Source organism: Brachybacterium vulturis (assembly GCF_043641765.1).
Taxonomy (GTDB): domain Bacteria; phylum Actinomycetota; class Actinomycetes; order Actinomycetales; family Dermabacteraceae; genus Brachybacterium; species Brachybacterium vulturis_A.
Genome location: NZ_JBHZRO010000003.1, coordinates 204,704 through 230,492 on the forward strand (window position 1 = coordinate 204,704; position 25,789 = coordinate 230,492).

Genomic DNA, 25,789 nt, shown 5'->3' on the forward strand with positions numbered 1-25,789 from the left:
GCGTCACTGCCGTGCCGCGAGGCCTCACGGTGGTGGCGACGGAGGCGCGGCAACAGGACGGGGAGGCATCCGCGCGGATGCCTCCCCGTCCTGGGGTGCCGACCGGGGTCGGCGGATGGATCACTCCGCGGAGCTACCCTCCGCGGCCTCGTCCTCGATCACCGCGAGGGAGATCTTGCCGCGGGCGTCGATCTCACGGATCTCCACCTCGATCGTCTCGCCGACCTTGGCGACGTCCTCGACATTGTCGACCCGCTTGCCGTCGTTCAGCTTGCGCAGCTGGGTGACGTGGAGCAGTCCGTCCTTGCCCGGGGTCAGCGAGACGAAGGCGCCGAAGTCGACCACGCGCACGACGGTGCCGAGGTAGCGCTCACCGATCTCGGGGACCATCGGGTTGGCGATGGCGTTGACCGCGGCGCGGGCGGCCTCGGCCGAGGGGCCGTCGGTGGCACCGATGTAGACGGTGCCGTCGTCCTCGATGGTGATGTCGGCGCCGGTGTCGTCCTGGATCTTGTTGATCATCTGGCCCTTCGGGCCGATGACCGCACCGATCTTGTCGACCGGGACGGTGACCGCGAGCACGCGCGGGGCGTGCGGGCTCATCTCGTCGGGCACGTCGATGGCCTCGCCGAGCACACCGAGGATCGCCAGGCGGGCCTCGTGGGCCTGCGACAGCGCACCGGTGAGCACGGAGGTCGGCAGACCGTCGAGCTTGGTGTCGAGCTGGATGGCGGTGATGAACTCACCGGTGCCGGCGACCTTGAAGTCCATGTCGCCGAAGGCGTCCTCGGCACCGAGGATGTCGGTGAGGGCCGCGTAACGGGTCTCACCCTCCACCGTGTCCGAGATCAGGCCCATGGCGATGCCCGCGACCGGAGCGCGCAGCGGCACCCCCGCGTTCAGCAGCGACAGGGTCGAGGCGCAGACGGAGCCCATCGAGGTGGAGCCGTTGGAACCGAGGGCCTCGGAGACCTGACGGATCGCGTAGGGGAACTCCTCGCGGGAGGGCAGCACGGGGACCAGGGCGCGCTCGGCGAGCATGCCGTGGCCGATCTCGCGACGCTTCGGGGAGCCGACGCGACCGGTCTCGCCGGTGGAGTACGGCGGGAAGTTGTAGTGGTGCACGTAGCGCTTGCGCGTGACCGGCCCGAGCGAGTCGATCTGCTGCTCCATCTTGAGCATGTTCAGCGTGGAGACGCCCATGATCTGGGTCTCGCCGCGCTGGAACAGGGCGGAGCCGTGCACTCGCGGGAGCACCTCGACCTCGGCGGAGAGCGCACGGATGTCGCGCAGGCCGCGACCATCGATGCGGACGCCGTCGGTGAGGACCTTTGTGCGCACGACTTGCTTGGTCAGCGCACGGAATGCACCGCTGACCTCCTTCTCGCGACCCTCGAGCTGCTGGCCCTCGCCGGCGAGCTCCGCGACGAGCTCGCCGAGCAGCTGCTCGGTGCGCTCCTCGCGCTCGGTCTTCGCGGCGATCGACATGACCTCGGCCAGGCGTCCGGCGGCAGCCGCCTCGACGATGGAGTAGGCGTCGTCCTGGAAGTCCAGGAACAGCGGGAACTCGCGCACCGGCTTGGCGGCGGTGGCGGCCAGCTCCTGCTGGGCGACGCAGAGGCTGCGGATGAAGACCTTCGAGGCCTCGATGCCCTCGGCCACGACGGCCTCGGTGGGGGCGATCGCGCCCTGCTCCTTGATGAGCGTCCAGGCGTTGTCGGTGGCCTCGGCCTCGACCATCATGATCGCGACATCCTGGTTCCCCGCCGCGTCCTCGACGATGCGGCCGGCGACGACCATGGAGAACACGGCCTCGTCCAGCTGCGAGAAGGTCGGGAAGGCGACCCACTGGCCGCCGCCCTGGGTGTTCGGCATGAGCGCGATGCGCACCGCGCCGATCGGACCGTTGAAGGGCAGGCCGGAGATCTGGGTGGAGGCGGAGGCGCCGTTGATGCCGACCACGTCGTACGCGTCCTCGGGAGCGTTCGCCATGACCGTGAGCACGACCTGGACCTCGTTGCGCAGGCCCTTGACGAAGGCCGGGCGCAGCGGGCGGTCGGTGAGGCGGCAGGCCAGGATCGCATCGGTGCCGGGGCGGCCTTCGCGGCGGAAGAACGAACCGGGGATGCGGCCCGCGGCGTACATGCGCTCCTCGACGTCGATCGTGAGCGGGAAGAAGTCGAAGTGCTCCTTGGGCTTGTTCGACACGGCGGTGGCCGAGAAGACCATGGTGTCGTCGTCGAGGTAGACGGCGACGGCGCCGGCGGCCTGCTGGGCCAGGCGTCCGGTCTCGAAGCGGACCTCGCGCCGGCCGTAGGAGCCGTTGTCGATGACTGCGGTGGTGGCGGTGATGTCGGGGCCTTCCATGGCCATGGGACTCTCCTTGAATGGGGGGTGCCCTGCCGGTGCGGCCTTCGTCAGTCACCCGCGGCTGCCGGGGTCCCGGATCGTCCGGTCTCCTGCTCCGCGGGCCACTGCCGAGGACCGAACCTGGTCGGGGCGGTGGGCGGATGTCCCGCCGTCCGAGGACGGCGGGCACACGAAACCGCCGCCCGCCCTCAGGGCGAGCGGCGGCGATCGTCAGCGGCGGATGCCGAGACGCTTGATCAGCGAGCGGTAGCGCTCGATCTCGACGCCCTGCAGGTACTGCAGGAGGCGCTTGCGCTGACCGACCAGCAGCATCAGACCACGACGGGTGTGGTGGTCGTGCTTGTGGTCCTTGAGGTGCTCGGTCAGGTAGGTGATGCGATGGGTGAGCAGCGCGACCTGGACCTCGGGCGAACCGGTGTCGCCCTCGGTGGTCCCGTACTCCTTGATGATCTGCTGCTTCGTAGCGGTGTCGAAGGCCATGGCTCTCCTGGGTCGTTGCGCGGCGCTCCGGGACCTCGTGTCCGGGCTCTGGGACGAGCGGGCCCCGCAACGCGCCTGCCCGGGGGCCGGTGCGACGAGTGGGGCGGAATCGCTCTCCGCGGCCGATAAGACGGCTCGCGCAGAATATCAGTCAGGGATGCCGGGCCGGGAGTACTCCGCAGCGAGAGTGCGGCGGGTCACCTCGACGTCCTCGTCCATCTGCGCGACCAGGGTCTCGATGGAGTCGAACTTCAGCGTGGGGCGCTGATAGTCGACGAACTCCAGGCGCACCAGGTCCCCGTAGAGGTCCAGGTCGTGGTCGCCGTGCACGTACGCCTCGACGGTGCGGCAGGGGGCGCCGTCGGCCCCGCCCTCCCCGTCGGACGCGAAGGTCGGATTGGTGCCGATGGAGATGGTCGCGGGGGCCCCGGCCAGCGGCGGGGTCCCGAGGTGGGCGGGGATCTGCTCGGCGACGGTCAGATATCCGGCGTAGACCCCGTCCGCCGGGATCAGCCCGGCCGGCGAGGGGCCGAGGTTCGCCGTCGGGAAGCCGAGCTCGCGCCCGCGCCGGAAGCCGTGATGGACCACATCGGTGACCGTGTGCAGCCGACCCAGTGCCTGGTTCGCGGCGGCCACGTCCCCGTCGAGCAGGTCCCGGCGGATCCCCGAGGAGGAGATGCGACCGGCTCCGACGCCGTCCGGGCCGAGCTCGTCGACGGTCAGGACCTCGAAGCCGTACCGCTCGCCGAGCTCGCGCATGGTCTCGATGGTGCCGACGTTCCCCCGACCGAACAGCGCGTCCTCTCCGAGCACCACGCACCGCGCACCGAGCCCCTCGACGAGGAAGCGGCGCACGAACTCCTCGGGCGAGTGCTGCGCGAAGTCGACGGTGAACTCCAGGTCCAGCACGCCGTGCATCCCGGCCAGCAGGAGCAGGCGGTCACGGTCCTCGTGACCGGTCAGCAGCGGGGTGCGAGCGGGGTCGCCCATCACGTGTCGCGGATGGGGCCAGAAGGTGAGCGCCACCGGCGCGAGCGATCGCGACTCGGCATGGTGCCGCAGCTGATCGAGCACGAACCGGTGACCGCGGTGGACCCCGTCGTAGTTGCCGATCGAGACCGCGGTGGGTCCGAGCTCAGCGGGCACCTCCTGGACGGAATGCCAGATGGGGACTCGGGTCACGACGCGGTCATGTCCTTCCGGGGCCGGATGCGCTCCTGCCGGGAGTGCGCAGTGTTCACAGGGATCGAGTGAGCTCGGGGGCGCCGGGGTCGACGCGGCCACGAGGATCGCCGGTGCACACTGTAGCGCCCGTCGGCCGGTCGCACGGTGAGCGCCGGAGCTCGCCCTGCACGTCCGGGCCCGCCGCCCGCGACGCAGTCGAGGACGGGGCGCCGCCGGCCGTCGCGGCGATGCAGAGTTGTGACGAAGGTCCGACGGTTCTCCATATCGTGGGATGTTGCCGCTCCGTTAGTCTGAGAGACAAGGCGGCGCCGGGGAGGGACCCCTGTGCGCACCCGCATCTACCCGCGGGGGCAGTCACGACGGCCGCCGAGAACGGATCTGTTTCCATGACGAACGTGACCGATGGGGCCGCGCCGGGCGGCCCGTCCCGACCCACCGGCCGTCACAGCCGTCGCCGAGTCGCCCTCCTGCTGGTGGCCATCCTCGCCGTGATCGCCGTGGTCCTCGGCGGCGGTGCGCTGGCCTACTCCAAGCAGTTCGAGGGCCGTGCGCTCCCGGGCACCACGGTGCTCGGTCAGGATGTCGCCGGTCAGACCCCGGAGGAGATCGCCGGCCTGGTCGCCGACCGGGGAGAAGGGGTGACGGTCACCGTCACCGCCGGGGACCAGCAGCTCGACAAGAGCCTCGCGGATCTCGGCGTGAGCGTCGATGCCGCCGCCACCGCGCAGGCCGCCGTCGACCGCGACGACTCCCTCACGGGCGTGCTCGCCTCGACCTGGTCGGGCGAGCACGTCGTGGAACCCGTCGTGACCGTCGACCGGGCAGCGACCGCGGCCTTCGCCGAAGGTCTCGTGCCCGAGGACCGGACGACCCCGGTCGACGCCTCGGTCTCCTTCGACGAGGATGCCCAGAGCTGGACCACCGAGCCCGGCCGCAATGGCCAGGGGGTCGATCCGGAGCCTCTGGTCGCCGCGGTGGCCGAGAACGCCGCTGCCCTCGAGGACTTCTCTGTGGAGCAGCCCATCGAGGAGATCACCCCGGCGATCACCACCGAGGAGGCGGAGGAGGTCGTCGGCTCCATCTCCGCCCTGCTCGAGCAGCCGATGTCGATCACCGGCGCCGACGAGGAGACCCACGAGGTCTCCCCCGAGCGCCGCAACGACTGGATCTCCGTGTCCCCCGCCGAGGACGGCCGATCGCTGCACATCGTCGTGGACGAGGAGTCCGTGCACGAATGGGTCGCCGCCCGCGCCGAGCAGGATGCCGTCGAGGCGGAGGACGGGATCGAACAGGTCGACGCGGACGGCGAGGTCGTCAAGGTCGTGGCCGAGAAGCAGGATGGCCTGAAGATCACCAACACCGATGCGATCGCGGAGCAGCTGATCACCGCGCTGAAGGGCATCACGCCCCTCGAGGCCGCCTTCGAGTCCACGACGGTCGAGGCCGAGGTCGAGCGGGTGGACGCGCCCGAGCCCGAGAAGGACGAGGAGAAGACCGAGGACGGGGAGGAGAGCACGGTCCCGGCGAATCCGACCGGCGAGAAGTGGATCGACGTCGATCTCTCGCAGAAGACCGTCACCGCCTACGTGGGCGACACCCCGGTGTGGGGCCCGCGGGCGATGGTCGATGGCAAGCCCGGCAACGAGACCGTCACCGGCACCTACGAGATCTACCTGCGCTACGACCTCCAGGACATGACCAACGCGGCGTACTACCCCGAGGATCACCCGAAGTACTACCTCACCGAGGACGTCCCGTGGGTGCAGTACTTCCACCGCGGATTCGGGTTCCACGGTGCGCCGTGGCGCTCCTCCTTCGGGTACTCCGGTTCGCACGGCTGCATCAACATGCCGGTCTCCGATGCGAAGTGGCTGTACGACTGGGCGAGCATCGGCACCAAGACCGTGGTCCACCACTGATCTGCAGATCTTCCTGCCCCGAGGGCGGCTGACGCGGGGCATCCACCGACGGTGGGTGCCCCGCGTCGATGGTGGCGGGGCCTCAGCAGCGCGCGTCGACCGGGACGACCAGCCGGGGCCGCCAGGAGGAGCCGTCCTGCTGCAGGATCGCGATCAGGTGCCCGGCGGCGTCCAGAGCGGCGACCGGGCGGTCCTGGACCTCGAGCGGGTGGCGTCCGTGCGGTGCGGGGGCGGGTGCCACGACCGCCTCGGATCGGATCCGGCGCCCGCTGCCGAGCGCCTCGGCCTGAGCCTCATCGACGGCCAGCGTGGGGAGCACCCGGGCGGCGATGGTGCCCAGGCCGTGCAGCGGCAGCTCGACGTCGTCCCCTTCGCCGCGCGCCGGGACGTCCACCGCGTCCTCGACGCTGAACGGCCCCACCGCGGTGCGCCGCAGCGCCGTGAGGTGGCCGCCCACGCCGTGCGCGGCGCCGAGATCACGTGCCAGGGCGCGCACGTAGGTGCCGGAGGTGCAGTCGATCACGGCGTCCAGATCGAGGAACGGGCCCTCCACGGACCGTCCCGTCACGGCGAAGCGGGAGATCCGTACGGGACGGGCGGTGAGCTCGACGTCCTCCCCGGCCCGGGCCCGTGCATAGGCGCGTCTGCCGTCGATCTTGAGGGCGCTGACGGTGGAGGGCACCTGGGCGATGTCGCCGCGCAGGGCGTTCAGCGACTGCTCGAGCTGGTCCTCGGACAGGGCGGTGGCATCGGCCACGTCGCCCAGCGGCTCCCCCTCGCGGTCGTCGGTGGTGGTGGCCCGGCCCAGCCGGATCGTCGCCCGGTAGGTCTTGTCCAGTCCCACCAGGTAGGTGAGCAGGCGCGTGCCCTGGCCGACGCCGAGCACCAGCAGCCCGGTCGCCATCGGGTCGAGGGTCCCCGCATGACCGACCTTCTTCGTGCCCAGCAGCCACCGGACCCGCGCGACCACGTCGTGGCTGGTGCGCTCCGGGGCCTTGTCGACCAGGAGGATGCCGTGCGGGGCCGTGCTCACGCCTGCTCGCGGCCGAGGTCGTCCTCGGAGGGTGCGGAGCCGTCCTCCGGCTCCTCCTCCCGCGGCTTGCGATAGGGGTCCGCCTCCCCGGCATAGGCGGCACCGGCCTTGGCCTGCTCGAGCTCGGCGTCGCGGCCCCGGGCCTCGGTGAGCAGGTCCTCGATGACGCGGGCGTTCTCGGGCACCGCATCGGCGATGAACTCGAGGGTCGGGGTCAGGCGCACGCCGGTCTGGCGGCCCACCTCACGACGGAGCATGCCGGTGGCGCTGACCAGCGCCGCGCCGGTCCCTTCTCGCTCCTCGTCGGTGCCGAGGACGGTGTAGAAGAGGGTGGCGTGCTGGAGGTCGCCGCTGACCCGCACGTCGGTGATGGTCACGAACCCGAGGCGCGGGTCCTTGACACGGTTGTCGAGCATGGTCGCGACGATGACCTTGATGCGGTCGGCGAGCTTGCGGGCGCGGGGGTTGTCGTTCATGAGATCTCGTTCTCCTGATCAGCGGCGAGAGCGGAGAGCTGCTCGACGCGGGGGTGGTTCGTGGGGACCGCGAGCAGGATGTCGCGGTCGATGGACTGGTCGACCCGGTGGCGGAAGGCGCCGTCGGCGCTGAGCACCTGCAGCCCGGACTCGGCGAGCACCGCGGAGGCCTGGGCGTGATCGAGGGTGCGGCGGTTCACGGCGAGGGCGATCCCGGCCCCGTCCCGCAGCAGTCGACGCCAGCCCGGGGCCGCGCCGCGCAGCACCTCCAGGGGGGACCGTCGCCATGCCCCATCAGCGCGGGAGCCGTGCTGGACACCGTAGGGCAGATCGGCGACCAGGGCATCCACCGAGGCGGCCGGCAGCAGCTGTCCCAGCCGGGCCGTGTCGCAGCCGAGCACGGTGAGGCGCTGACCGCCGCCGGCGCGCAGGGTCTGCTTGTCCGCAGCGAGTTCCGCCTCGAGGCGGGTCCCCAGCTGTTCGCCGTGCACGGTGAGCCGGGTGCTCTCCAACGTGTGCTTGAGGCGGTGGTCCCGCAGCCAGGTGCCCAGGAACGCACGATAGGCCTCGACGTCCTTGCGGTCGATCTCGGCGCCGACGGGGCTCAGGCCCAGCCGCAGGGCACGGTTGAGGGTGGTGCCACGACCGCAGAGCGGGTCGAGCAGCGACAGGGTGCCGTCGAACAGACCGGCACGCCGGGTCGACAGGGCCGCGGCGAGGTTGATCAGCAGCGCGGTGAACTGCTCGTTGGTCTTCCCCGGATAGCGCAGGATCGTCTCCAGATCCGCGGGATGGTGCAGCCTGCCGGGCAGATCCCAGGGCCGCAGCAGCGGCGCGGTCGGGAGCGCGGAGCCCGCGGCGGCCTCCTCGACCACGTCCAGCACGCCGAGAGTGGCGGACAGCGAGGCGAGCAGCCGGGCCGTGGCGGCAGCGGAGGCGCTGCCGGCGGTCGGGGCACGGGAGGAGGGGTCGTCCTCGGTGCGCACCTCGAGAGCGTCCATGCCGCCGACCACGCGCTCCCGCACGACGGGTGCGGCTCCCTGGTGGGCGCCGAGCACCCAGTGCGCCTCCGCGAGCGCCAGAGCACCCGCGGCCTGCGCGTAGACGCGGTTGGCCGAGGGTGCTCGCAGGGCGAGGGACACCTGGGTCATCGTGGTCTCCTCCCCCGCCGGGTGGCGTCCGGGCGTCCTGCAGGACGCCCGGACGCTCCAGGATCAGATGCGGGGCTTCTCCTGCATCTCGTAGGTGGTGATGTGGTCCTCGAGCTGGAGATCGTTGTACGAGCCCAGGTTGATACCGCACTCGTACCCCTCGCGGACCTCGGTGACATCATCCTTGAACCGGCGCAGACCGGCCACCTCGATGTTCTCGGCGACCACCACACCGTTGCGGGTGATGCGCGCCTTCGCACCGCGCCTGATGATGCCGCTGCGCACGATCGAACCGGCGATGTTGCCGAACTTGGAGGAGCGGAAGATCTCGCGGATCTCCGCCGAACCGAGCTCGACCTCCTCGTACTCCGGCTTGAGCATGCCCTTGAGGGCGGACTCGACCTCGTCGATGGCGTTGTAGATGACCGAGTAGTACTTGATCTCCACGCCTTCACGATCGGCGTAGTCCGCGTTCAGACCCTCCGCGCGGACGTTGTAGCCGATGATGACCGCGTTCGAGGCGACCGCGAGGTTGATGTTGTTCATCGTGATCGCGCCGACGCCGCGGTCGATGATGCGCAGATCCACGCCCTCGCCGACCTCGATGCCCAGCAGCGACTCCTCGAGGGCCTCGACCGCACCGGCGGCGTCACCCTTGAGGATGAGGTTGAGGGTCTCGACCTTGCCGTCGGCCATGTGCTGGTTGATGTCCTCGAGGCTGATCCGCTTGCGGACCTTCGAGAGCGACGCGGCGCGCTTGGCGGCCTCGCGCTTCTCGGCGATCTGGCGGGCGGTGCGCTCGTCCTGGGCGACCAGGAAGGAGTCACCGGCGCCGGGCACCGAGGTCAGACCGAGCACCTGGACCGGACGGGACGGGCCCGCCTCGGTGACGGTGTCGCCGTTCTCGTCGAGCATCGCGCGGACACGGCCGTGGCCGCTGCCGCAGACGATCGCGTCGCCGACCCGCAGGGTGCCCTGCTGGACCAGCACGGTGGCGACCGGGCCGCGCCCCTTGTCGAGGTTCGCCTCGATGGACACGCCGCGCGCGTCCTTGTCCGGGTTCGCGGTGAGCTCGAGGGCGGCATCCGCGGTGAGCAGCACAGCCTCCAGCAGCGCCTCGATGTTGAGGTTCTCACGAGCGGAGACGTCCACGAACATCGTGTCGCCGCCGTACTCCTCGGCGATCAGGTTGTACTCGGTCAGCTGCTGCCGGATCTTCTCCGGGTTGGCGTCGGGCTTGTCGACCTTGTTGACCGCGACCACGATCGGGACGTGCGCCGCCTGGGCGTGGTTGAGCGCTTCGATCGTCTGCGGCATCACACCGTCGTCGGCCGCGACCACCAGGATCGCGATGTCGGTGACGTCCGCACCGCGGGCACGCATGGCGGTGAACGCTTCGTGACCCGGGGTATCGATGAAGGTCAGTGCACGGTCCTGCTCCTCGTGCTCGACGTCCACCTGGTACGCACCGATGTGCTGGGTGATGCCGCCGGCCTCACCGGCGCCGACCTTGGCCTTGCGGATCGTGTCCAGCAGGCGGGTCTTGCCGTGGTCGACGTGACCCATGACGGTGACGACGGGCGGACGCGGCATGCGATCCGCCTCGTCCTCCTCGGCGAGCTCGGCGTCGAGATCGATGTCGAACTGCTCCAGCAGCTCGCGCTCCTCGTCCTCCGGGGAGACGATCTCGATCTTGTAGCCCAGCTCCTCGCCCAGCAGGCCGAAGGTGACCTCGTCCAGCGACTGGGTCGCGGTGGCCATCTCGCCCATCGCGAACATCACCGTGATCAGCGACGCGGGGTTGACATCGATGCGGTCGGCGAAGTCCGACAGCGAGGCACCGCGGCGCAGGCGAACGGTCTGGCCGTTGCCGCGCGGGATCGAGACGCCACCCGGCGCGGGAGCCTGCTGCTGCTCGAATTCCTGACGCTTCGCGCGCTTCGACTTGCGTGAACGGGCCGGCTTGCCGCCGCGGCCGAACGCACCCTGGGTGCTGCCGCGACCGCCACGGCCGCGAGGACCGCCGCCACCGCCGCCGGGACGGCTGGGACCTCCCGGGCCACCGGGGCCGGGACGGCCGCCGCGACCGCGACCGCCGCCGCCCTGGTTGGCCTCGGTGAGGCCACCGCTGGAGTGCTGCCGCATGATGCCGGGGGTCGGCATCCCGGGACGACCGCCGGCCGGACGCGGGGCGCCCTCACGAGGCGGACGGCCCGCTGCCTGGTCCCCGGCGGCAGGACGCGGACGCTGGCCCGGACGGGGCATGCCCTGAGCGCTGGCGAAGGGGTTGTTCCCGGGACGGGGCGCTCCCTCACCGCGCGGCGGGCGACCGCCGCCCTGGCCCGGCTTGCGGGAACCGGGACGGGGCATGCCCTGCGAGCTGGCGAAGGGGTTGTTGCCGGGACGAGCACTGCCCGGACGGGGCGAGGGCCGCTCGCCACCGGGCTTCGGCGCGGGGGCCGGCTTCTCGGCGCCCGGCTTCGGCGCGGGGGCCGGCTTCTCGGCACCGGGCTTCGGTGCAGGGGCCGGCTTCTCGGCGCTCGGTGTCGGTGCCGGAGCGGGCGCTTCCGCCGTCTCCGCGGCCGGGGCAGCGGGCTCCTGGGGGGCGGACTCGGCCGACTGCTTCGCGGCGGGCTTCATCCCCGGCTTGGGCGCGGACGCGCCGCCGGGCTTGGGAGCGCCGGAGGCCGTGGAGGGCGCACCGGTGCCGCTCTTCGCCGCGGGAGCATCGTCACCGCTCTTGGCGGGGAGCTCCTCACGCAGTCGGCGGGCGACGGGTGCTTCGATGGTCGAGGAAGCGGAGCGAACGAATTCGCCCATGTCCTGCAGCTTCTGGAGCACTGCCTTGCTCGGGTGTCCGAGCTCCTTGGCGAGCTCGTGGACGCGGACCTTAGCCACATTTCTCCTGTCTCGGTCCGGCCGACAAGAGGGCTCGGACCACTAATTCCTGAAGGTGCTCATTGGTGAGTACTCATCGGATGTCCATGGTTCTTCTACCTGTTCCACGTGCGGGTGAAATCGGGGTTCTCGAGCGACTGGGCGAGGAGCCCGGTGTCGACCGGCCCCCGGAAGGACCGGGGGAAACCGCCTCGCCGGAGGGCGAGCTCGAGACATGACGCGGCGGGATGGAGCCACGATCCGCGGCCGGGAGCCGACCCCGAGGGGTCGACGCGGACGCGCGGAGCGGCACCGCCGGGAGCGGGCTCCCGGACCAGACGCACCAGGTCGTCGCGCGCGGCCACCTGGTGGCAGCCGACGCACGTGCGCTCGGGACGACGGGAGGAGCGGGTGACCATTCCTCCACCTCCGTTCCGAGCGCCTCCGCTCGGGCAGCTGCACGATCGTGGGACGATGCGTGCCTGCACCCGGCGAACAGCCTCCCCAGTGTAGCGGACGGGCTGCGCACCTTCTGCAGCGGGGAGGCGTGGGACACACCTCAGTCGGCGGGCACCTGCTCCGGTGCACCGTCGGACCGGATGTCGATCTTCCAACCGGTCAGCTTCGCGGCGAGCCGGGCGTTCTGCCCGTCCTTGCCGATCGCGAGGGAGAGCTGCGTCTCGGGCACCACGGCCCGTGCCGAACGGCCGACCTCGTCGAGCACCGTCACGCTGGCCACGCGCGCGGGCGAGAGCGCATTGGTGACGTAGGTGGCCGGGTCCTCGTCGAAGTCGACGATGTCGATCTTCTCGCCGCCCAGTTCGTTCATCACAGCCCGCACCCGGGCCCCCATCGGGCCGATGCAGGAGCCCTTGGCGTTGACACCGGGCACGGTCGCCCGCACGGACATCTTCGTGCGGTGGCCGGCCTCCCGGGCGAGGCCCGCGATCTCGACCGTGCCGTCGGCGACCTCGGGGACCTCGAGGTCGAACAGGCGGCGCACCAGGTTCGGGTGCGAGCGCGAGAGCGTGATCTGCGGGCCCTTCGGGCCGCGCCGCGCCTCGGTGACGTAGGCCCGCAGCCGACGGCCGTGCGAGTAGTCCTCGCCCGGCACCCGCTCGTGCGGGGGCAGCACGGCCTCGACCTCGCCGAGGTCGACCAGCACCATCCGCGGGTCACGGCCCTGCTGGATGATGCCGGAGACGATCTGATCTGCCCGGTCGGCGTACTCGCCGAGCACCGCCTCGTCCTCCAGGTCGCGGATGCGCTGGAAGATCACCTGGCGGGCGGTCGAGGCGGCGACGCGTCCGAAGTTCTCGGGGGTGTCGTCCCACTCCTCCAGCACGATGCCGTCGCCGTCGCGCTCGCGGGCGATCACGGCGACCTCTCCGGTGCTGTCGTCGATGAGCACCTCGGAGTCCCGCACCGGGTGGTCGGTGTGGAGGTAAGCGGCGTGCAGCGCCGAGCGGATCGCGTCCAGCAGCACGGGCAGGCTGATCTCGCGCTCGCGTTCGAGGGCCCGCAGGGCACCCATATCGATGTCCATCTCAGCTCTCCTTCTGTGCGGCCGGGTGGTCCGCGGCGGTGGTCTCGGCGTCAGCGAGCAGCTGCGCGAGGTCGGCGGGCGGGTCGAACTCGACCTCGACCCGGGCGGTGGTGACCTTGGCGATCGGGATCACCGGGCGTTCGGGGGTGCCCTGGGGCAGCTTCAGCGTCCGGCCGCGGTCGTCGCGACCGGGCTCCTGGCGCAGGTGCAGGTCCTCTCCGCGCACGGCGAGCAGCCGGGCCCGGTAGCGGGTGCCATCGGCGGTGGTCAGCGCCAGCAGACGGCCGCGGGAGCGGCGGAAGTGACGCGGCTGCGTCAGTTCGCGATCGACCCCGGGGGTGGTGACCTCGAGCAGCACCGGAGCACTGCCCAGCACGGCGTCGTCGGCGTCCACCGCCTCGGAGAGCGCACGCGAGGCCTCGGCGACGGCATCGAGATCCGCGCTGCCCAGCTGGTCCTCGGGGAGGTCCACGACGAGGCGCACCTGCGGCATCCCGCCGCCGCGGCGGATCTCGACGTCCTCGAGCACGAGCCCGTGGGCGTCCAGCACCCGGGTCGCCGTCTCCCGCAGGATGGTCTGGTCCTCGAGTGCGCTCATGGCCCGCTCGCCTCCTGCTGCTATGGGTGTCTGTGGTGGCCGGGGCGTCCCCCGGGCGATGGCACCAGGATAGTGGCCGCGGCCGGTCCGTGCCTCCACCCGGGTCGCCGATGCGAGAATCATCCCGTGTCCCGTCCTGCTCTCCCGCCCTGCCCCGCCCCCGCTCCCTCCCGCCGCCTCCTGCTGCGGACCGCGGGCGTCGCGGTGCTGCTGCCGCTGACGGGCTGCGGGCGGATCGCGCTGGGCGGGCCCGAGGAGTACACGCCTCCCCCGCCGGGGATCGATGATCTCTACCGTCATGATCTGCTGGAGCTGCTGGAGCGCACGATCGTCGGCACCGCACGGGTGGCCGCCGCCGATGCTGCCGACGGCGAACCGCTGCTGTCCTCGACCGTGGCCGCGCTCTCCGCCGCCCTGCCGGTGCAGCGCACCGCACTGCTCACCGGCGCGGAGGCGGAGAAGCAGCGCGGGGCCGGCGAGGGCCGCGCTCCGGGGCAGGCCTCGCCGCCGCCCGCGGAGGCGCCGACCGATCTGCCGGGGCTGGTCGACGCCCTCGTCCGGCTGCGCGAACTCGCTGCGTCAGCGGCTCGTCAGGTCTCCGGGTCGTTGGCACGGCCGGTGGTCGCGATCGCGGCCCACACCGCCTGGGCGGCGCGGCGGCTGCGCGGTGGTGCGAGCAGCGCCGGGCTCGCCCCCTCCCCCACGGCCGACGAGCTGGTGCCGACCCGGGAGGTGCCCGCGACCGATCCGCCGTCGATCGGTGCGGAGTCCGATTACCACAGCACGCTCGAGCGGGCCCAGCTGGAGGAGTGGTACGCCGGTTTCCTCCACGAGGTGCTCGCCGCCCGGTCCGAGGACGCGGCGCGGCAGCAGCATCTCGAGCTCACCGCGCTGCACCGGGAGCGTGCTGCGGAGCTGGGCCGGATCGCCGAGGAGGACGGCGCCCCGGTCGTGACCCGCCAGGCGGTCTATGCGATACCCGGGGGGACCCTCGATGCGCAGTCCGCCGCGGAGCTGCCGACGCTGCTGGCCCAGGGGTTGCTGGTCGATCACATCGCGCTGGTCGGGGCCGCCCCGTTCGAGCGGCGGCCGTTGTCGATCGCCGCGGCCCTCCAGGAGGCGGAGCTGCTGGCCCCCCGGGTGGACCGATTGGACCCGCTGCCGAGCCTCGAGGTCGAGCCGCCCCCGCCCGTCCAGGAGTGACCGGCGGGGCGGCGGAGCGCCGCTCCGGGGCAGTGCCGGCTCAGGTGCTGCGGACCTCCGCGACCACCGCGTCCACGATCTCCTGCGGGCTGACCTCGCGGACCTCGCCGCTGGCGCGGTCCCGCAGCTCCACCCTGCCCTCGGCGAGGCTCCTGCCCACGACCACCGAGGTGGGCACACCCAGCAGCTCGGAGTCCTTGAACTTCACGCCCGGGGAGACCTTGGGCCGGTCGTCGTAGAGCACTTCCAGGCCGCGCGCCTCGAGCTCGCCGGCGATCCGCTCGGCCTCGGCGAAGATCTCCTGACCCTTGCCGGTGGCGACGATGTGCACATCGGCGGGAGCGAGCTGACGGGGCCAGACCAGGCCCTTCTCGTCATGGTAGAGCTCGGCGACCGCGGCCACGGCGCGGGTGACGCCGATGCCGTAGGAACCCATGGTCACCACGGCCGTCTTGCCGTTCTCGTCGAGCACCTTGAGGTCCAGCGCCTCGGCGTACTTGCGGCCGAGCTGGAAGATGTGCCCCATCTCCATGCCGCGGGTCAGGTGCAGCGGGCCGGAGCCGTCGGGCGCAGGATCGCCGTCGCGCACCTCCGCGGCCTCGATGGTGCCGTCGGCCGTGAAGTCCCTGCCGAAGACGAGGTCGTAGACGTGCTGGTCCTTCTCCCCGGCGCCGGCGACCCAGGAGGTGCCGGGGACGACACGCGGGTCGACCAGGTAGCGGATCCCCGACTCGGACTCCAGCCCCAGCCCCTCGGGGCCGATGAAGCCCTTCTTCAGCGCCGGGTGCTTCTCGAAGTCCGCGTCGGTGAAGGGGGTCGCGATCGCGGGCGCCAGCGCCGCCTCGAGCCGCTTCGGGTCGACCTCCCGGTCCCCGGGCAGGGCGATGACCAGCGGTTCGGTGGAACCATCGGGGGAGGTCAGCAGGTAGACGAGGTGCTTGAGCATCTCGTAGCGGGTCCACTCCCCCGACTCGGCGATCGGACCCTGCCCCGGGAAGGCCCGGTTCGAGAACTCGGCGAGCTTCGCGATCGTCGACGCGCCGGGGGTGTCCTCGATGTGCATCGCCGGCAGCGCGGCGATCTCGGCGTCGTCCAGCGCGGCCGGGGCCATCGTGGTGACGGCCTCGACGTTCGCGGCGTAGCCGCCGTCGGAGACCACGAAGGTGTCCTCCCCCACGGTGGTGGGGTGCAGGAATTCCTCGGAGCGGGAGCCGCCCATGGCACCGGCGTCGGCCTGACAGATCACCGTGGGCAGTCCGAGCCGTTCGAAGGTGCGCTGGTAGGCGCCGCGCTGCTTCTCGTAGGAGACGTCCAGTCCCTCGTCGCTCACGTCGAAGGAGTAGGCGTCCTTCATGATGAACTCCCGGGTGCGCAGCAGCCCGGCCCGGGGGCGCGCCTCGTCACGGTACTTCGACTGGACCTGGTACAGCATCGTGGGCAGATCCTTGTACGAGGAGAACAGGTCCTTCACGGTGAGGGTGAACATCTCCTCATGGGTGGGGGCGAGCAGATAGTCGTCCTGCTTGCGGTCCTGCAGCCGGAACAGGTTCGGACCGTAGTCCTCCCAGCGACCGCTGGTCTCATAGGGCTCCCGTGGCTGCAGCGCCGAGAACAGCACCTCCTGACCGCCGATCGCATCCTGCTCCTCACGCACGACCTGCTCGACCTTGCGCAGCACCTTCAGCCCCAGCGGCAGCCAGGTGTACACCCCGGCGGCACTGCGACGGATGTAGCCCGCACGCACCAGCAGCCGGTGGCTCGCGACCTCGGCGTCGGCCGGGTCCTCCCGCAGCGTGCGGACGAAGGACGAGGACAGACGGATCATGGGGCAGGCCTTTCACACGGGGCGGTTCGGGGCGGGGCCACCGGGGCTCGCGCGGCCCCATCGTACTGGGCGCCACGGACCGGCCGTACTGGTGACGACGGTCCGGCCGACGCCGGAGCCGGGCGTCTCGGTACGCTGAACGGATGCACCGGCGAGGACAGCGGGCGCCGGAGACCCCGGTTCCCGTCACGAGCACCGCGGGCGCGGAGGACACCACTCCGCCGCCCGGGGCATCGCGACGGCAGCTGCTGCGCAGCGCCGGGACCGTCGCCGTTCTCGGAGCCGTCGGTGCCGGGTCCCTCGCCGCGCGGCAGCTGGCGCGGCCCGCGGCCGACCCCCGCTCCGTGATCCCCCTGTGGTCCGGGACCGTCGCCTATGACACCGGCGGCACCCGGAGGCTCGTCGGCGGGCGCGGGGGTCCTCTCGAGCTGATGGCCGGCACCCGGTTCGCCGCGGACCTGCCGGCCGGCTCCCCGGTGCGGCGGCGCGCCGCCGGGTTCGACGAGGGCACCGCCGCCTGGCGGGACCGGCTCGCGGGCGCTCGCCCGCAGGAGCCGCTGCTGCACGACCTCGCCGCCTCCGCGCTGCAGGATCTCTGGGTGCTCGGGGATGCGCTGCCCGCTCCCGTCGCGGGCTGGAGCCCGTCCTGGCGCCACCTCTGGCCGCGCGATGCCGCCTTCTGCGCAGCGGCGCTGGCGCGGGTGGGCCACCTCGACGATGCGGTCCGGGTGCTGACCCATCTGCAATCGCTCCAGGCCGCGGACGGCTGGTTCGAGGCCCGGTACGACCCGGGCACGGGACGGACACCGGATCACCGGCGGCGGCAGTTCGACGGCACCGGCCTGCTGCTCTGGGCGACGGCGGAGGTCGCGGACGCTGCCGAACGGACCGGTGGCGACCGCCGGGAGACCGTCGGGGCGAGCCTGGCCTCCCTGATCAGGCTGTCCGTGGGCACCCTGCGCAGGGCGACGCGGGACGGCACCGCGATGCCGCCGGTCTCCCCTGATTACTGGGAGATGCGGGAGGACTCGGTGACCCTGTGGACCATGGCCGCGACGCTGACGGGGCTGCGCGCCGGGGCACGGCTGACCGAGGATCCGGAGGTGCAGCGGGCCGCTGCGACCTTCACGCTCCTGCTGGAGGGCACCTTCGGGCGCAGCGGCCTCCAGCGCTATCGCGGCGGCGGCGGGGCGGACTCCGCGCGGGCGCTCCTGGACGCGACCGGCTGCCACGGCGTGGTGTCGACCACGCAGCTCGCCGCGCTGGAGCGCGAGCTGGCCCGGCCGGGCGGGGGGATCGCCCCGGGCGCATCGTGGCGCGCCGACGGGGTGAGCTGGACCCCGTCGACGAGCCTGCTGGGCCTCGCCCTCGCCCGCACCGGCGAGCACGGCGCGGCGTCCGGGATCCTCCGCTGGCTGGCCGAGCACCGCACCGTCGCCGGCTCCTTGCCGGAGAAGGTGCTCTTCGACGGGCGACCGGCAGAGGTGGCGCCGTTGGCCTGGACCGCGGCGAACACGGTGCTGGCGCTGGATGAGCTCCTGCGGGGATGACCGTCCTGGGCCCGCGGCGGCCCGTCGATCAGAACAGGATGGTGGACAGCTCGCCGACCTGGCGGAAGCCGGCGGCGGCGTAGGCGCGGCGGGCCGGTGCGTTGAAGTCGTTGACGTAGAGCGAGACCCGCGGCGCGTGGTCCCGGCTCACCTGCTGCACGAGCTCCGCCATCCCTGCCCGGCCCAGACCCCGGCCCCGCTGGTCCGGGCGCACCCAGACCCCGTGGATCTGGGCGACGTCACCGAACAGAGCACCGACATCGGCCTTGAACAGCACCTCGCCGTCCTCGATGACGACATAGGTGCGGCCCCGACGGATCAGCTCGCCGATGCGAGCCCGGTAGGCCCGGCCGCCGTCCCCGGCCACCGGATCCACCCCCACCTCCTCACGGAACATCGCGACGGCGGCGGGGAACACCGCCGCCTCCTCCCCCGGGACCGCGGCGCGCAGACCGACCGGGGTGAGACGCGGAACCGGCGGGTCCTCGGCCAGCAGCAGCGGCTGGCTCCAGCGGTGCTCCCGCACCTCGGCGCCCCAGACCTCCGCCAGCGTTCTCCAGAGGATCTCGACCGCCCGACGGTCGCCGACCAGCGAGCTGGAGCGACGCGGCCGGGACACCTGGTGCCGCCCGAAGTCCGTCAGCGCCCGATCGGTCGCGGACAGCGGCGCGAGGTTCACGCCGTGCCACAGCAGCCCCTCAGGGCTCTGCTCCTCCCCGACCAGGGAGAACTCCTGGGACAGGGAGGCGGAGCGGCCGAGCTCGCGCAGGCGCGCACCGGGCAGGGCGTTGGTGACCGGATCGGTCAGCGCGAGGGCGAGCGCGTCCTCATGGCCGCCGGAGCGGACCGCTCGGACCCGCCCGCCGCGCCGGAACATCTCCGCTCAGCTCACGGAGACGGACGGGATGCCGGAGTCGGGCGCGTCCTCGCCCATCTCCGCCGCGATCCGGTTCGCCTCGGCCAGCAGCGTCGGCACGATGTCCGCCTCGGGAACGGTCTTGATGACCTGTCCCTTGACGAAGATCTGGCCCTTGCCGTTGCCGGAGGCGACTCCGAGATCGGCCTCTCGGGCCTCGCCCGGGCCGTTGACGACGCAGCCCATCACGGCGACGCGCAGCGGCACCTCGAGGTGCTTGAGCCCCTCGGTGACCTCGTCGGCGAGCGTGTAGACGTCCACCTGGGCACGGCCGCAGGAGGGGCAGGAGACGATGTCGAGCTTGCGGGCCTTGAGGTTCAGCGACTGCAGGATCTGGATCCCGACTTTGACCTCCTCGACCGGTGGGGCCGACAGCGAGACCCGGATGGTGTCGCCGATGCCCTCGCCGAGCAGGATGCCGAAGGCGACAGAGGACTTGATGGTGCCCTGGAAGGCGGGGCCGGCCTCGGTCACGCCCAGATGCAGCGGCCAGTCGCCGGCCTCGGAGAGCTGTCGGTACGCCTCGACCATGATGATCGGGTCGTTGTGCTTCACGGAGATGCCGAAGTCGTGGAAGTCGTGCTCCTCGAACAGGGACGCCTCCCACTTCGCGGAGGCCACCAGCGCCTCGGGGGTGACCCGGTCGCCGGTCATCATGCGCTGGTCGATGCTGCCCGCGTTCACGCCGATCCGCAGGGCGGTGCCGTGGTCCTTCGCGGCCTTGGCGATGGCCCCCACCTGATCGTCGAAGCGGCGGATGTTGCCGGGGTTCACGCGCACCCCCGCGCAGCCGGCCTCGATCGCGGCGAAGACGTACTTGGGCTGGAAGTGGATGTCGGCGATCACCGGGATCGGGGACTTCGCGGCGATCGCGGCCAGCGCGTCGGCGTCCTCCTGGCGCGGGCAGGCCACGCGCACGATGTCGCAGCCCGCGGCGGTCAGCTCCGCGATCTGCTGCAGGGTCGCGTTGATGTCGTGCGTGGGGGTGGTGGTCATCGACTGCACGGTGATCGGTGCGTCGCCGCCCACGGCGAGGTTGCCGAGTCCGACCTTGCGGGTCATCCGCCGGGGTGCGAGCACCGGCGGCGGCTGCTTGACGGACGGGATGCCCAGGCTCACAGAAGTCACCTTCTCATTATGGACGTCCGAGGCGGGGGTTGCGAGGCGAGGTGAGACACCTCCACCGCACCTGCACGATGCCGGTGGCGGTGGCGCGCGTCACCGGGGTGCGGGTGGCCGTCAGGGGAACAACGTGATGGGCTCGACGATGTCCGCGTACAGCAGCAGCACCGTCATCAGGAGGAACACGAGCGCCACCGCATTGGTCACCGGGAGCATGCGGGACATGTCCACCGGGCCGGGGTCGGGCCTGCCCCGCAGCCGGGCGAGGGCGCGGCGGGCCCCCTCGAACAGCGCGCCGGCGATATGCCCGCCGTCCAGCGGCAGCAGCGGCACCAGGTTGAACACGAACAGCGCCATGTTCAGCGAGGCGAGCATCGAGAGCATCGTGCCCGCCTTCTCGCGCAGCTCGAAGCCGGGCTGCTCGGCGGCGGCGACCTCACCGGCCAGGCGCGAGACCCCCACCACGCCGAGCGGGCCGTTGGGGTCGCGTTCGGCGGTGCCGAAGGCGGCCTGCCCCACCTCCCACAGCCGCACCGGAAGGGTGAGCACCAGCTCCCCGGTCCGGGTGAAGGCCGTCCATGCCATCTCCGGCACCATCGCCGGGGACCGCGGCACCAGGTCCGGGGTCCCGGAGACGCCGAGGAATCCGACCTGTTCGGTGACCAGGTCCCCGTTGCCGTCGCGCACGGCGGCGCCGTCCTCGTCGAGCACCGGGCGGTCATCGACCACCATGGTGGCCTCGAGCGGGATCAGCTGGCCGCCGCGCTCGACGACGATCTCGACGGTGCGCTCCTGGGAGGCGCGCACCGAGGTGGTGACGTCCTGCCAGCTGTGGATCTGCCGGCCGTCGATCACCCGCAGCGTGTCACCGGGCCGGATGCCCGCCGCGAGGGCGGGGGCGGGCTCGCGCCCCTCGCAGCTGACGTCCGCCGGGGCATCGGCGGGGACCACGCACTCGGAGACCGCCTGCACGGTCGGGGTCACGGCCGGCAGACCGATGCCGCTGACCAGCACCACCATCAGCACCACGGAGATGAGCAGGTTCATGAGCGGGCCGCCGAGCATCACCACCAGCTTCTTCGGCACCGCCAGGGCGACGAAGGTGCGGTGGGCGTCCGCGGGACCGTACAGGGAGGATTCGTACTGCTTCGCCTCCTCCGCCAGCTCCGTGATCTGCTGCAGCAGGCCCGTGGAGTCCTCATGGATGGTGCCCGGGGGCTCCCCCCTGTGCGGCGGGTACATGCCGATCATCCGGATGAAGCCGCCCAGCGGGATCGCCTTGATGCCGTACTCGGTCTCCCCGCGGGTGCGGGACAAGACGGTGGGGCCGAAGCCGACCATGTACTGGGTGACCCGAACGCCGAACAGCTTCGCAGGCACCAGGTGGCCCACCTCGTGCAGGGCGATGGAGACCGCCAGTCCCACCGCGATCACCAGGATGCCGAGCATGAACAGCAGCACGCCTCAGTGCTCCGCGGAGGTGATCAGCTGCCGGGCGCTCCGGCGCGCCCACGCCTCGACGTCCAGCAGCGGCGGGACCCCGTCGGCGGGGAGGGCACGGGGCCGCTGCGGATGCTCGAGCACGGCCCGGATCAGCGCGGTGATCCCCAGGAAGTCGAGGTCACCGTCGAAGAACGCAGCCACGGCCTCCTCGTTGGCGGCGTTGAAGACAGCCATCGCCCCGCCGCCCTCGCGGTGGGCGGCACGGGCGAGCTCGATCGCCTCGAAGGTGTCCTCGTCGACCGGTTCGAAGGTCCAGGACTGGGCGGCGGAGAAGTCCAGTGCCGCGGCGAGCCCGGGGAGCTTCTCGGGGTGGGCCAGCGCCCAGCCGATGGCGTGGCGCATGTCCGGGGGGCTCGCCTGCGCGATGGTGGAGCCGTCCACGAGCGTGACCATCGAGTGCACGATCGACTGCGGGTGCACGACCACCTGGACCCGGTCCTCGGGAAGATCGAACTGGAAGCAGGCCTCGATCACCTCGAGCGCCTTGTTGACCAGGGTGGCGGAGTTGGTGGAGATCACCCGGCCCATGGACCAGGTGGGGTGGGCCAGGGCCTGCTCCGGGGTGACCTCGGTCAGCTGCTCGCGGCTGCGCCCGCGGAAGGGTCCGCCGGAGGCGGTGATCACCAGCTGATCGATCTGGTCGTGGCGCACCCCGGCCAGCGCCTGTGCGATCGCGGTGTGCTCCGAGTCCACCGGCAGGATCTGCCCCGGTGCGGCGGCGTCGGTGACCAGGTGACCGCCGACCACCAGGGACTCCTTGTTGGCCAGGGCGAGCCGGGCGCCGGAGGCGAGACCGGCGAGGGTGGGCAGCAGGCCGACGGAACCGGTGATGGCGTTCAGCACCACGTCCCCGTCGCCGAGGGAGCCGGCGAGCTCGACCACGGCCTCCGCCCCCGCGTCGAACCTCGGGGCACCGAGCCCCTCCGCGCGGCAGCTGCGCTGCACGGCCGCCTCCACGTCCTCGATCCGTGCGGGGTCGGAGACCACCACGCGCTCGGGGCGATGGGCGAGGACCTGCTCGGCGACGAGGGCGGGCCGGGTCCCGCCGACCGCGAGACCGTGCAGCCGGGCGACCTCCGGGAACCGGGTCAGGACGTCCAGCGCCTGGGTGCCGATGGATCCGGTGGCGCCCAGCAGGGCGAGCCGACGCTCGCGGGGGCCGATCACGGCACGGAGGCCATCACGTCCGCGACATGATCGAGGTAGACGTCGACCACGGCCTCGCGGTAGCCGTCCGGGCCGCGGCGACGGCCGAAGGCGGCCCGCCGCACATCATCGACGCTCATCGGGTGGCCGTCGGTGAAATAGGCGACGAGCTGGTCGCACAGACCGTCGACATCGGCCTTGTCGTAGGCGGGCTCGCCCTGTGCGGCCGGGGCGAAGCGGTCCCCGGCGGGACGCTCCAGCCGCTCCTTGAGCACCTCCGCGCGCTCGGTGAGCTTCGCGACCCAGACCTCCTCGCCGTGCTCGGCGACGGCGTCGTCCCGGGCCTGGAGGGCGAAGGCGTCGGAGAGCCGGTCCAGCGCTTCGTCGACGACGCGCATGTCGTATCCGCCCCGCTCCGTGCCGAAGCTGGCCGCCGTGATGTCACCGCCGGTGAACGAGGGGTCGCGCCCCTCATAGGCGGTGCGGGCGCGGGAGAGGAACTCGTCGACCTCGCGCATGTCATATCCGACGCTGAAGCGCGAGACACGCTCGAACGATGTGCTCACCAGTGGGTCCTTCCTCGGTGCTGTCGGGGTCCCACTGTAGCGGCGTGGGCGGGGTGGTGCGGGGAGGCGTGCGGGACGCGGTGGACCGGGTCGGGCTCAGTCGCTCGTGGCCGCGATGGCCTCGACGCGGGCGACCCGCGCTTCGCGGTCCTCCCGATGGGTGTCGGTCTCGATGACCTCGGCGGCGAGCTGGCCGCAGGCGCCGTCGATGTCGGAGCCGCGGGTGTCGCGGATGGTGGCGGAGATCCCGTTGTCCCGCAGGGTCTCCACGAAGCGCTTCTCCACGCGGGGATCCGAGGCGGTCCATTTCGAGCCCTTGACCGGGTTCAGCGGAATCGGGTTGACGTGGATCCAGTGGGCGCCGCCCTTGGCGATCAACCGGTCGGCGAGCAGTTGGGCCCGGTGCTGCTGGTCGTTGATGTCCCGGATCAGCGCGTACTCGATGCTGACCCGGCGCCCGGTGGTCTCGAAGTACTCCCAGGCGGCATCGAGGATCTCGTCGATGTCGAAGCGGGTGTTGATCGGCACCAGCTCATCGCGCAGCGCGTCGTCGGGCGCATGCAGCGAGACCGCAAGGGTCAGGGGGATCTTCTCCGCGGTGAGCTTGCGGACCGCCGGTGCCAGACCCACCGTGGAGACCGTGATGTGCCGCGCCCCCATCCCGAAGCCCTCCGGGGCCGGGGCGTTCAGGCGCCTGCACACGGTGGCCACGGGGCGGTAGTTCGCCAACGGCTCCCCCATCCCCATGAAGACGATGTTGTTGACCCGGCCGGCCCCGCCGGGCAGCTCGCCCCGGGCGAGCATCCGGTTGGCGATGCGGACCTGCTCGAGGATCTCTGCGGCCGAGAGGTTGCGGGTCAGGCCCATCTGGCCGGTGGCGCAGAAGGGGCAGTTCATGCCGCAGCCGGCCTCGGAGGAGATGCACAGGGTGTTGCGGTCGCTGTAGCGCATCAGCACAGACTCGACCATGGGGCCGTCGAACAGCTGCCAGAGGAACTTCTGGGTCGCGCCATGGTCGGCGGACTGTCGGGAGACCTGCGTCAGCAGCGGCGGGAAGAATTTCTCGACCAGCTCGTCACGGCGGTCCTGGGGCAGGTCCGTGAGGTCCTCGGGGTCGGTGGTGAAGTGCTCGAAGTAGTGCACCGAGAGCTGCTTCGCGCGGAAGCCCGGAAGCCCCATCTCCTCGAGCGCGGCCTTCCGCTCGGTGAGCGTGAGGTCGGCCAGGTGCACCGGCGGCTTGCCCCGGCGGGAGGGACGCATCTGGAGCTGGCCCGGGGCCAGGGCGACCTTCTGCCCGGGCACCGCCTCGCGCGACAGGTCGGGGGTGGGGGACAGCGCGACCGGCGTGGGGTTGCCCGGACGGCTGGTCGGTTCCTCGGGGGTGTTCATGGCAGCAGTACCTCCAGCATGATGTAAGTGGTGGGGGCGGCGAGCAGGATGGAATCGATCCGGTCCAGCACTCCCCCGTGGCCGGGCAGCAGGTGCCCCATGTCCTTGATGCCGAGATCGCGCTTGAGCAGGGACTGGGAGAGGTCGCCCCCGGTGGAGACGAGCACCAGCACCGCGCCGATCGCGGCTGCTGCCCACCAGGGCAGGTCCAGGGCGAGGGTGCCGACCGCGGTGACCCCGGCGGTGCCCAGGAGCAGGGAGCCGGCGAACCCCTCCCAGCTCTTCTTCGGACTGATCCGGGGAGCCATCGGATGCTTCCCCAGCAGCACCCCGGCCACGTAGCCGCCGATGTCGTTGCCGACCGGCCCCAGGATGGCCAGCAGCACCAGCATCTGGCCCTGCTCCTGGGCGAACAGCAGCAGCAGGAAGCAGCCCAGGAACGGGATCCAGGCCAGCGCGAACACTCCCCCGGCCACGTCACGCAGCGCGCTGAGGCCCATGGACTCGCTGACGCGCCACAGGATGAGCACGCAGACGGCGGCGGCCGTCGCCACCAGCAGCCCCTCGGCACCGAACACGACGGTGGAGACCACCATCCCGATCACGCCGACCAGCAGTGGGGTCTGCGGCAGTCGCAGACCGCCCTCCGCCAGTGCCCGCGTCACCTCCAGCACCGCGATGACCATCGCGATCGCGGCGAGCACCGCGAAGGCCTGCGGCACCACGAACAGCGCCACGAACAGCAGGACGGCCAGACCCGCCCCGACCGCGATCGCGGCCGGCAGATTCCGGCCGGCACCGCGGCGCTTGGCGTGCTCGGGCTCGCTCCCGGGCGCGTCAGGGGCCGCCTCGAGCGTGCTCGAGACGGTCGGGGCGGTGAGCGCCGGATCGGTGCTCACGCCGACGGCCCCTGGGGTCGTGGTCTGCGGTGCAG

At 71.9% G+C, this 25,789-nt stretch carries 21 protein-coding genes; 3 read left to right on the forward strand and 18 right to left on the reverse strand.

The window, feature by feature from the left end; translation table 11 throughout:
* Nucleotides 1-120: 120 nt before the first annotated feature.
* The 3 genes from ACHUEU_RS03655 to ACHUEU_RS03665 all read right to left on the reverse strand — a co-directional run bounded on the left by ACHUEU_RS03655 (nt 121) and on the right by ACHUEU_RS03665 (nt 4,032).
* Complete coding sequence (locus ACHUEU_RS03655; protein WP_394214541.1) at nt 121-2,373, reverse strand: polyribonucleotide nucleotidyltransferase; 2,253 nt, start codon at nt 2,371-2,373, stop codon at nt 121-123.
* A 207-nt stretch (nt 2,374-2,580) separates the two neighbouring features.
* On the reverse strand, nt 2,581-2,850 hold the full coding sequence (gene rpsO, locus ACHUEU_RS03660; RefSeq protein ID WP_096803672.1) for a 30S ribosomal protein S15: 270 nt from the start codon (nt 2,848-2,850) through the stop codon (nt 2,581-2,583).
* 147 nt (nt 2,851-2,997) lie between these two features.
* Nucleotides 2,998-4,032, reverse strand: a complete 1,035-nt coding sequence (locus ACHUEU_RS03665) for a bifunctional riboflavin kinase/FAD synthetase (protein WP_394214543.1) — start codon at nt 4,030-4,032, stop codon at nt 2,998-3,000.
* Nucleotides 4,033-4,421: 389 nt separating this feature from the next.
* Here ACHUEU_RS03665 and ACHUEU_RS03670 point away from each other — a divergent pair, with 389 nt between their 5' ends.
* On the forward strand, nt 4,422-5,954 hold the full coding sequence (locus ACHUEU_RS03670; protein ID WP_394214544.1) for a L,D-transpeptidase: 1,533 nt from the start codon (nt 4,422-4,424) through the stop codon (nt 5,952-5,954).
* 82 nt (nt 5,955-6,036) lie between these two features.
* Here ACHUEU_RS03670 and truB read toward each other — a convergent pair whose 3' ends face one another.
* The 7 genes from truB to ACHUEU_RS03705 all read right to left on the reverse strand — a co-directional run bounded on the left by truB (nt 6,037) and on the right by ACHUEU_RS03705 (nt 13,635).
* The gene (truB, locus tag ACHUEU_RS03675) at nt 6,037-6,987 is read right to left on the reverse strand and encodes a tRNA pseudouridine(55) synthase TruB (RefSeq protein WP_394214545.1); all 951 of its coding nucleotides are present in this window, start codon (nt 6,985-6,987) and stop codon (nt 6,037-6,039) included.
* On the reverse strand, nt 6,984-7,463 hold the full coding sequence (gene rbfA, locus ACHUEU_RS03680) for a 30S ribosome-binding factor RbfA (RefSeq protein WP_394214546.1): 480 nt from the start codon (nt 7,461-7,463) through the stop codon (nt 6,984-6,986). The genes truB and rbfA overlap by 4 nt, the downstream gene beginning before the upstream one ends.
* The gene (locus ACHUEU_RS03685) at nt 7,460-8,614 is read right to left on the reverse strand and encodes a TRM11 family SAM-dependent methyltransferase (RefSeq protein WP_394214547.1); all 1,155 of its coding nucleotides are present in this window, start codon (nt 8,612-8,614) and stop codon (nt 7,460-7,462) included. The genes rbfA and ACHUEU_RS03685 overlap by 4 nt, the downstream gene beginning before the upstream one ends.
* Nucleotides 8,615-8,677: 63 nt before the next feature.
* On the reverse strand, nt 8,678-11,512 hold the full coding sequence (infB, locus tag ACHUEU_RS03690; RefSeq protein WP_394214548.1) for a translation initiation factor IF-2: 2,835 nt from the start codon (nt 11,510-11,512) through the stop codon (nt 8,678-8,680).
* 95 nt (nt 11,513-11,607) lie between these two features.
* Complete coding sequence (locus tag ACHUEU_RS03695; protein WP_394214549.1) at nt 11,608-11,910, reverse strand: YlxR family protein; 303 nt, start codon at nt 11,908-11,910, stop codon at nt 11,608-11,610.
* A 140-nt stretch (nt 11,911-12,050) separates the two neighbouring features.
* Nucleotides 12,051-13,037 carry a transcription termination factor NusA gene (nusA, locus tag ACHUEU_RS03700; RefSeq protein WP_394214550.1) on the reverse strand — a complete coding sequence of 329 codons (987 nt, stop codon included), beginning with the start codon at nt 13,035-13,037 and terminating at the stop codon, nt 12,051-12,053.
* 1 nt (nt 13,038) lies between these two features.
* On the reverse strand, nt 13,039-13,635 hold the full coding sequence (locus tag ACHUEU_RS03705) for a ribosome maturation factor RimP (RefSeq protein WP_394214551.1): 597 nt from the start codon (nt 13,633-13,635) through the stop codon (nt 13,039-13,041).
* Nucleotides 13,636-13,761: 126 nt separating this feature from the next.
* Between ACHUEU_RS03705 and ACHUEU_RS03710 the strand changes: the two genes are divergently transcribed.
* Nucleotides 13,762-14,838 carry a DUF4439 domain-containing protein gene (locus ACHUEU_RS03710; RefSeq protein WP_394214552.1) on the forward strand — a complete coding sequence of 359 codons (1,077 nt, stop codon included), beginning with the start codon at nt 13,762-13,764 and terminating at the stop codon, nt 14,836-14,838.
* Between the two features lie 40 nt (nt 14,839-14,878).
* Here the strand turns inward: ACHUEU_RS03710 and ACHUEU_RS03715 are convergent, their stop codons facing one another.
* Entirely contained in the window at nt 14,879-16,663 is a 1,785-nt protein-coding gene (locus ACHUEU_RS03715) for a proline--tRNA ligase (RefSeq protein ID WP_394214553.1), read from the reverse strand.
* A 143-nt stretch (nt 16,664-16,806) separates the two neighbouring features.
* On the opposite strand from ACHUEU_RS03715, the gene ACHUEU_RS03720 reads away from it, so the two are divergent.
* Nucleotides 16,807-18,213, forward strand: a complete 1,407-nt coding sequence (locus ACHUEU_RS03720) for a hypothetical protein (protein WP_394214554.1) — start codon at nt 16,807-16,809, stop codon at nt 18,211-18,213.
* A 28-nt stretch (nt 18,214-18,241) separates the two neighbouring features.
* Here the strand turns inward: ACHUEU_RS03720 and ACHUEU_RS03725 are convergent, their stop codons facing one another.
* The 7 genes from ACHUEU_RS03725 to ACHUEU_RS03755 all read right to left on the reverse strand — a co-directional run bounded on the left by ACHUEU_RS03725 (nt 18,242) and on the right by ACHUEU_RS03755 (nt 25,754).
* Nucleotides 18,242-19,090, reverse strand: coding sequence for a GNAT family N-acetyltransferase (locus ACHUEU_RS03725; RefSeq protein WP_394214555.1), 849 nt, complete (start codon nt 19,088-19,090; stop codon nt 18,242-18,244).
* Nucleotides 19,091-19,096: 6 nt separating this feature from the next.
* Entirely contained in the window at nt 19,097-20,257 is a 1,161-nt protein-coding gene (gene ispG, locus ACHUEU_RS03730; RefSeq protein WP_394214556.1) for a flavodoxin-dependent (E)-4-hydroxy-3-methylbut-2-enyl-diphosphate synthase, read from the reverse strand.
* A 111-nt stretch (nt 20,258-20,368) separates the two neighbouring features.
* Nucleotides 20,369-21,712 carry a M50 family metallopeptidase gene (locus tag ACHUEU_RS03735; protein ID WP_394214557.1) on the reverse strand — a complete coding sequence of 448 codons (1,344 nt, stop codon included), beginning with the start codon at nt 21,710-21,712 and terminating at the stop codon, nt 20,369-20,371.
* 3 nt (nt 21,713-21,715) lie between these two features.
* A complete protein-coding gene (dxr, locus tag ACHUEU_RS03740) occupies nt 21,716-22,921 on the reverse strand; it encodes a 1-deoxy-D-xylulose-5-phosphate reductoisomerase (RefSeq protein WP_394214558.1) in 1,206 nt (401 codons plus the stop codon).
* Nucleotides 22,918-23,466: a DivIVA domain-containing protein gene (locus tag ACHUEU_RS03745; protein WP_394214560.1), complete on the reverse strand. Its 549-nt coding sequence runs from the start codon at nt 23,464-23,466 to the stop codon at nt 22,918-22,920. The genes dxr and ACHUEU_RS03745 overlap by 4 nt, the downstream gene beginning before the upstream one ends.
* 96 nt (nt 23,467-23,562) lie before the next feature.
* Nucleotides 23,563-24,855 carry a dual-specificity RNA methyltransferase RlmN gene (rlmN, locus tag ACHUEU_RS03750; protein ID WP_394214562.1) on the reverse strand — a complete coding sequence of 431 codons (1,293 nt, stop codon included), beginning with the start codon at nt 24,853-24,855 and terminating at the stop codon, nt 23,563-23,565.
* Entirely contained in the window at nt 24,852-25,754 is a 903-nt protein-coding gene (locus ACHUEU_RS03755) for a phosphatidate cytidylyltransferase (protein ID WP_394214563.1), read from the reverse strand. The genes rlmN and ACHUEU_RS03755 overlap by 4 nt, the downstream gene beginning before the upstream one ends.
* Nucleotides 25,755-25,789: the final 35 nt, after the last annotated feature.

Bases quoted from the DNA above. Each gene is read 5' to 3' on its own strand.
- ACHUEU_RS03655 (WP_394214541.1), bottom strand. From the start codon at position 2,373: ATGGCCATGGAAGGCCCCGACATCACCGCCACCACCGCAGTCATCGAC.
- ACHUEU_RS03685 (WP_394214547.1), bottom strand. From the start codon at position 8,614: ATGACCCAGGTGTCCCTCGCCCTGCGAGCACCCTCGGCCAACCGCGTC.
- nusA (WP_394214550.1), bottom strand. From the start codon at position 13,037: ATGGACATCGATATGGGTGCCCTGCGGGCCCTCGAACGCGAGCGCGAG.
- ACHUEU_RS03705 (WP_394214551.1), bottom strand. From the start codon at position 13,635: ATGAGCGCACTCGAGGACCAGACCATCCTGCGGGAGACGGCGACCCGG.
- rbfA (WP_394214546.1), bottom strand. From the start codon at position 7,463: ATGAACGACAACCCCCGCGCCCGCAAGCTCGCCGACCGCATCAAGGTC.
- ACHUEU_RS03670 (WP_394214544.1), top strand. From the start codon at position 4,422: ATGACGAACGTGACCGATGGGGCCGCGCCGGGCGGCCCGTCCCGACCC.
- rpsO (WP_096803672.1), bottom strand. From the start codon at position 2,850: ATGGCCTTCGACACCGCTACGAAGCAGCAGATCATCAAGGAGTACGGG.
- ACHUEU_RS03695 (WP_394214549.1), bottom strand. From the start codon at position 11,910: ATGGTCACCCGCTCCTCCCGTCGTCCCGAGCGCACGTGCGTCGGCTGC.
- ACHUEU_RS03725 (WP_394214555.1), bottom strand. From the start codon at position 19,090: ATGTTCCGGCGCGGCGGGCGGGTCCGAGCGGTCCGCTCCGGCGGCCAT.
- rlmN (WP_394214562.1), bottom strand. From the start codon at position 24,855: ATGAACACCCCCGAGGAACCGACCAGCCGTCCGGGCAACCCCACGCCG.
- ACHUEU_RS03720 (WP_394214554.1), top strand. From the start codon at position 16,807: ATGCACCGGCGAGGACAGCGGGCGCCGGAGACCCCGGTTCCCGTCACG.
- ACHUEU_RS03715 (WP_394214553.1), bottom strand. From the start codon at position 16,663: ATGATCCGTCTGTCCTCGTCCTTCGTCCGCACGCTGCGGGAGGACCCG.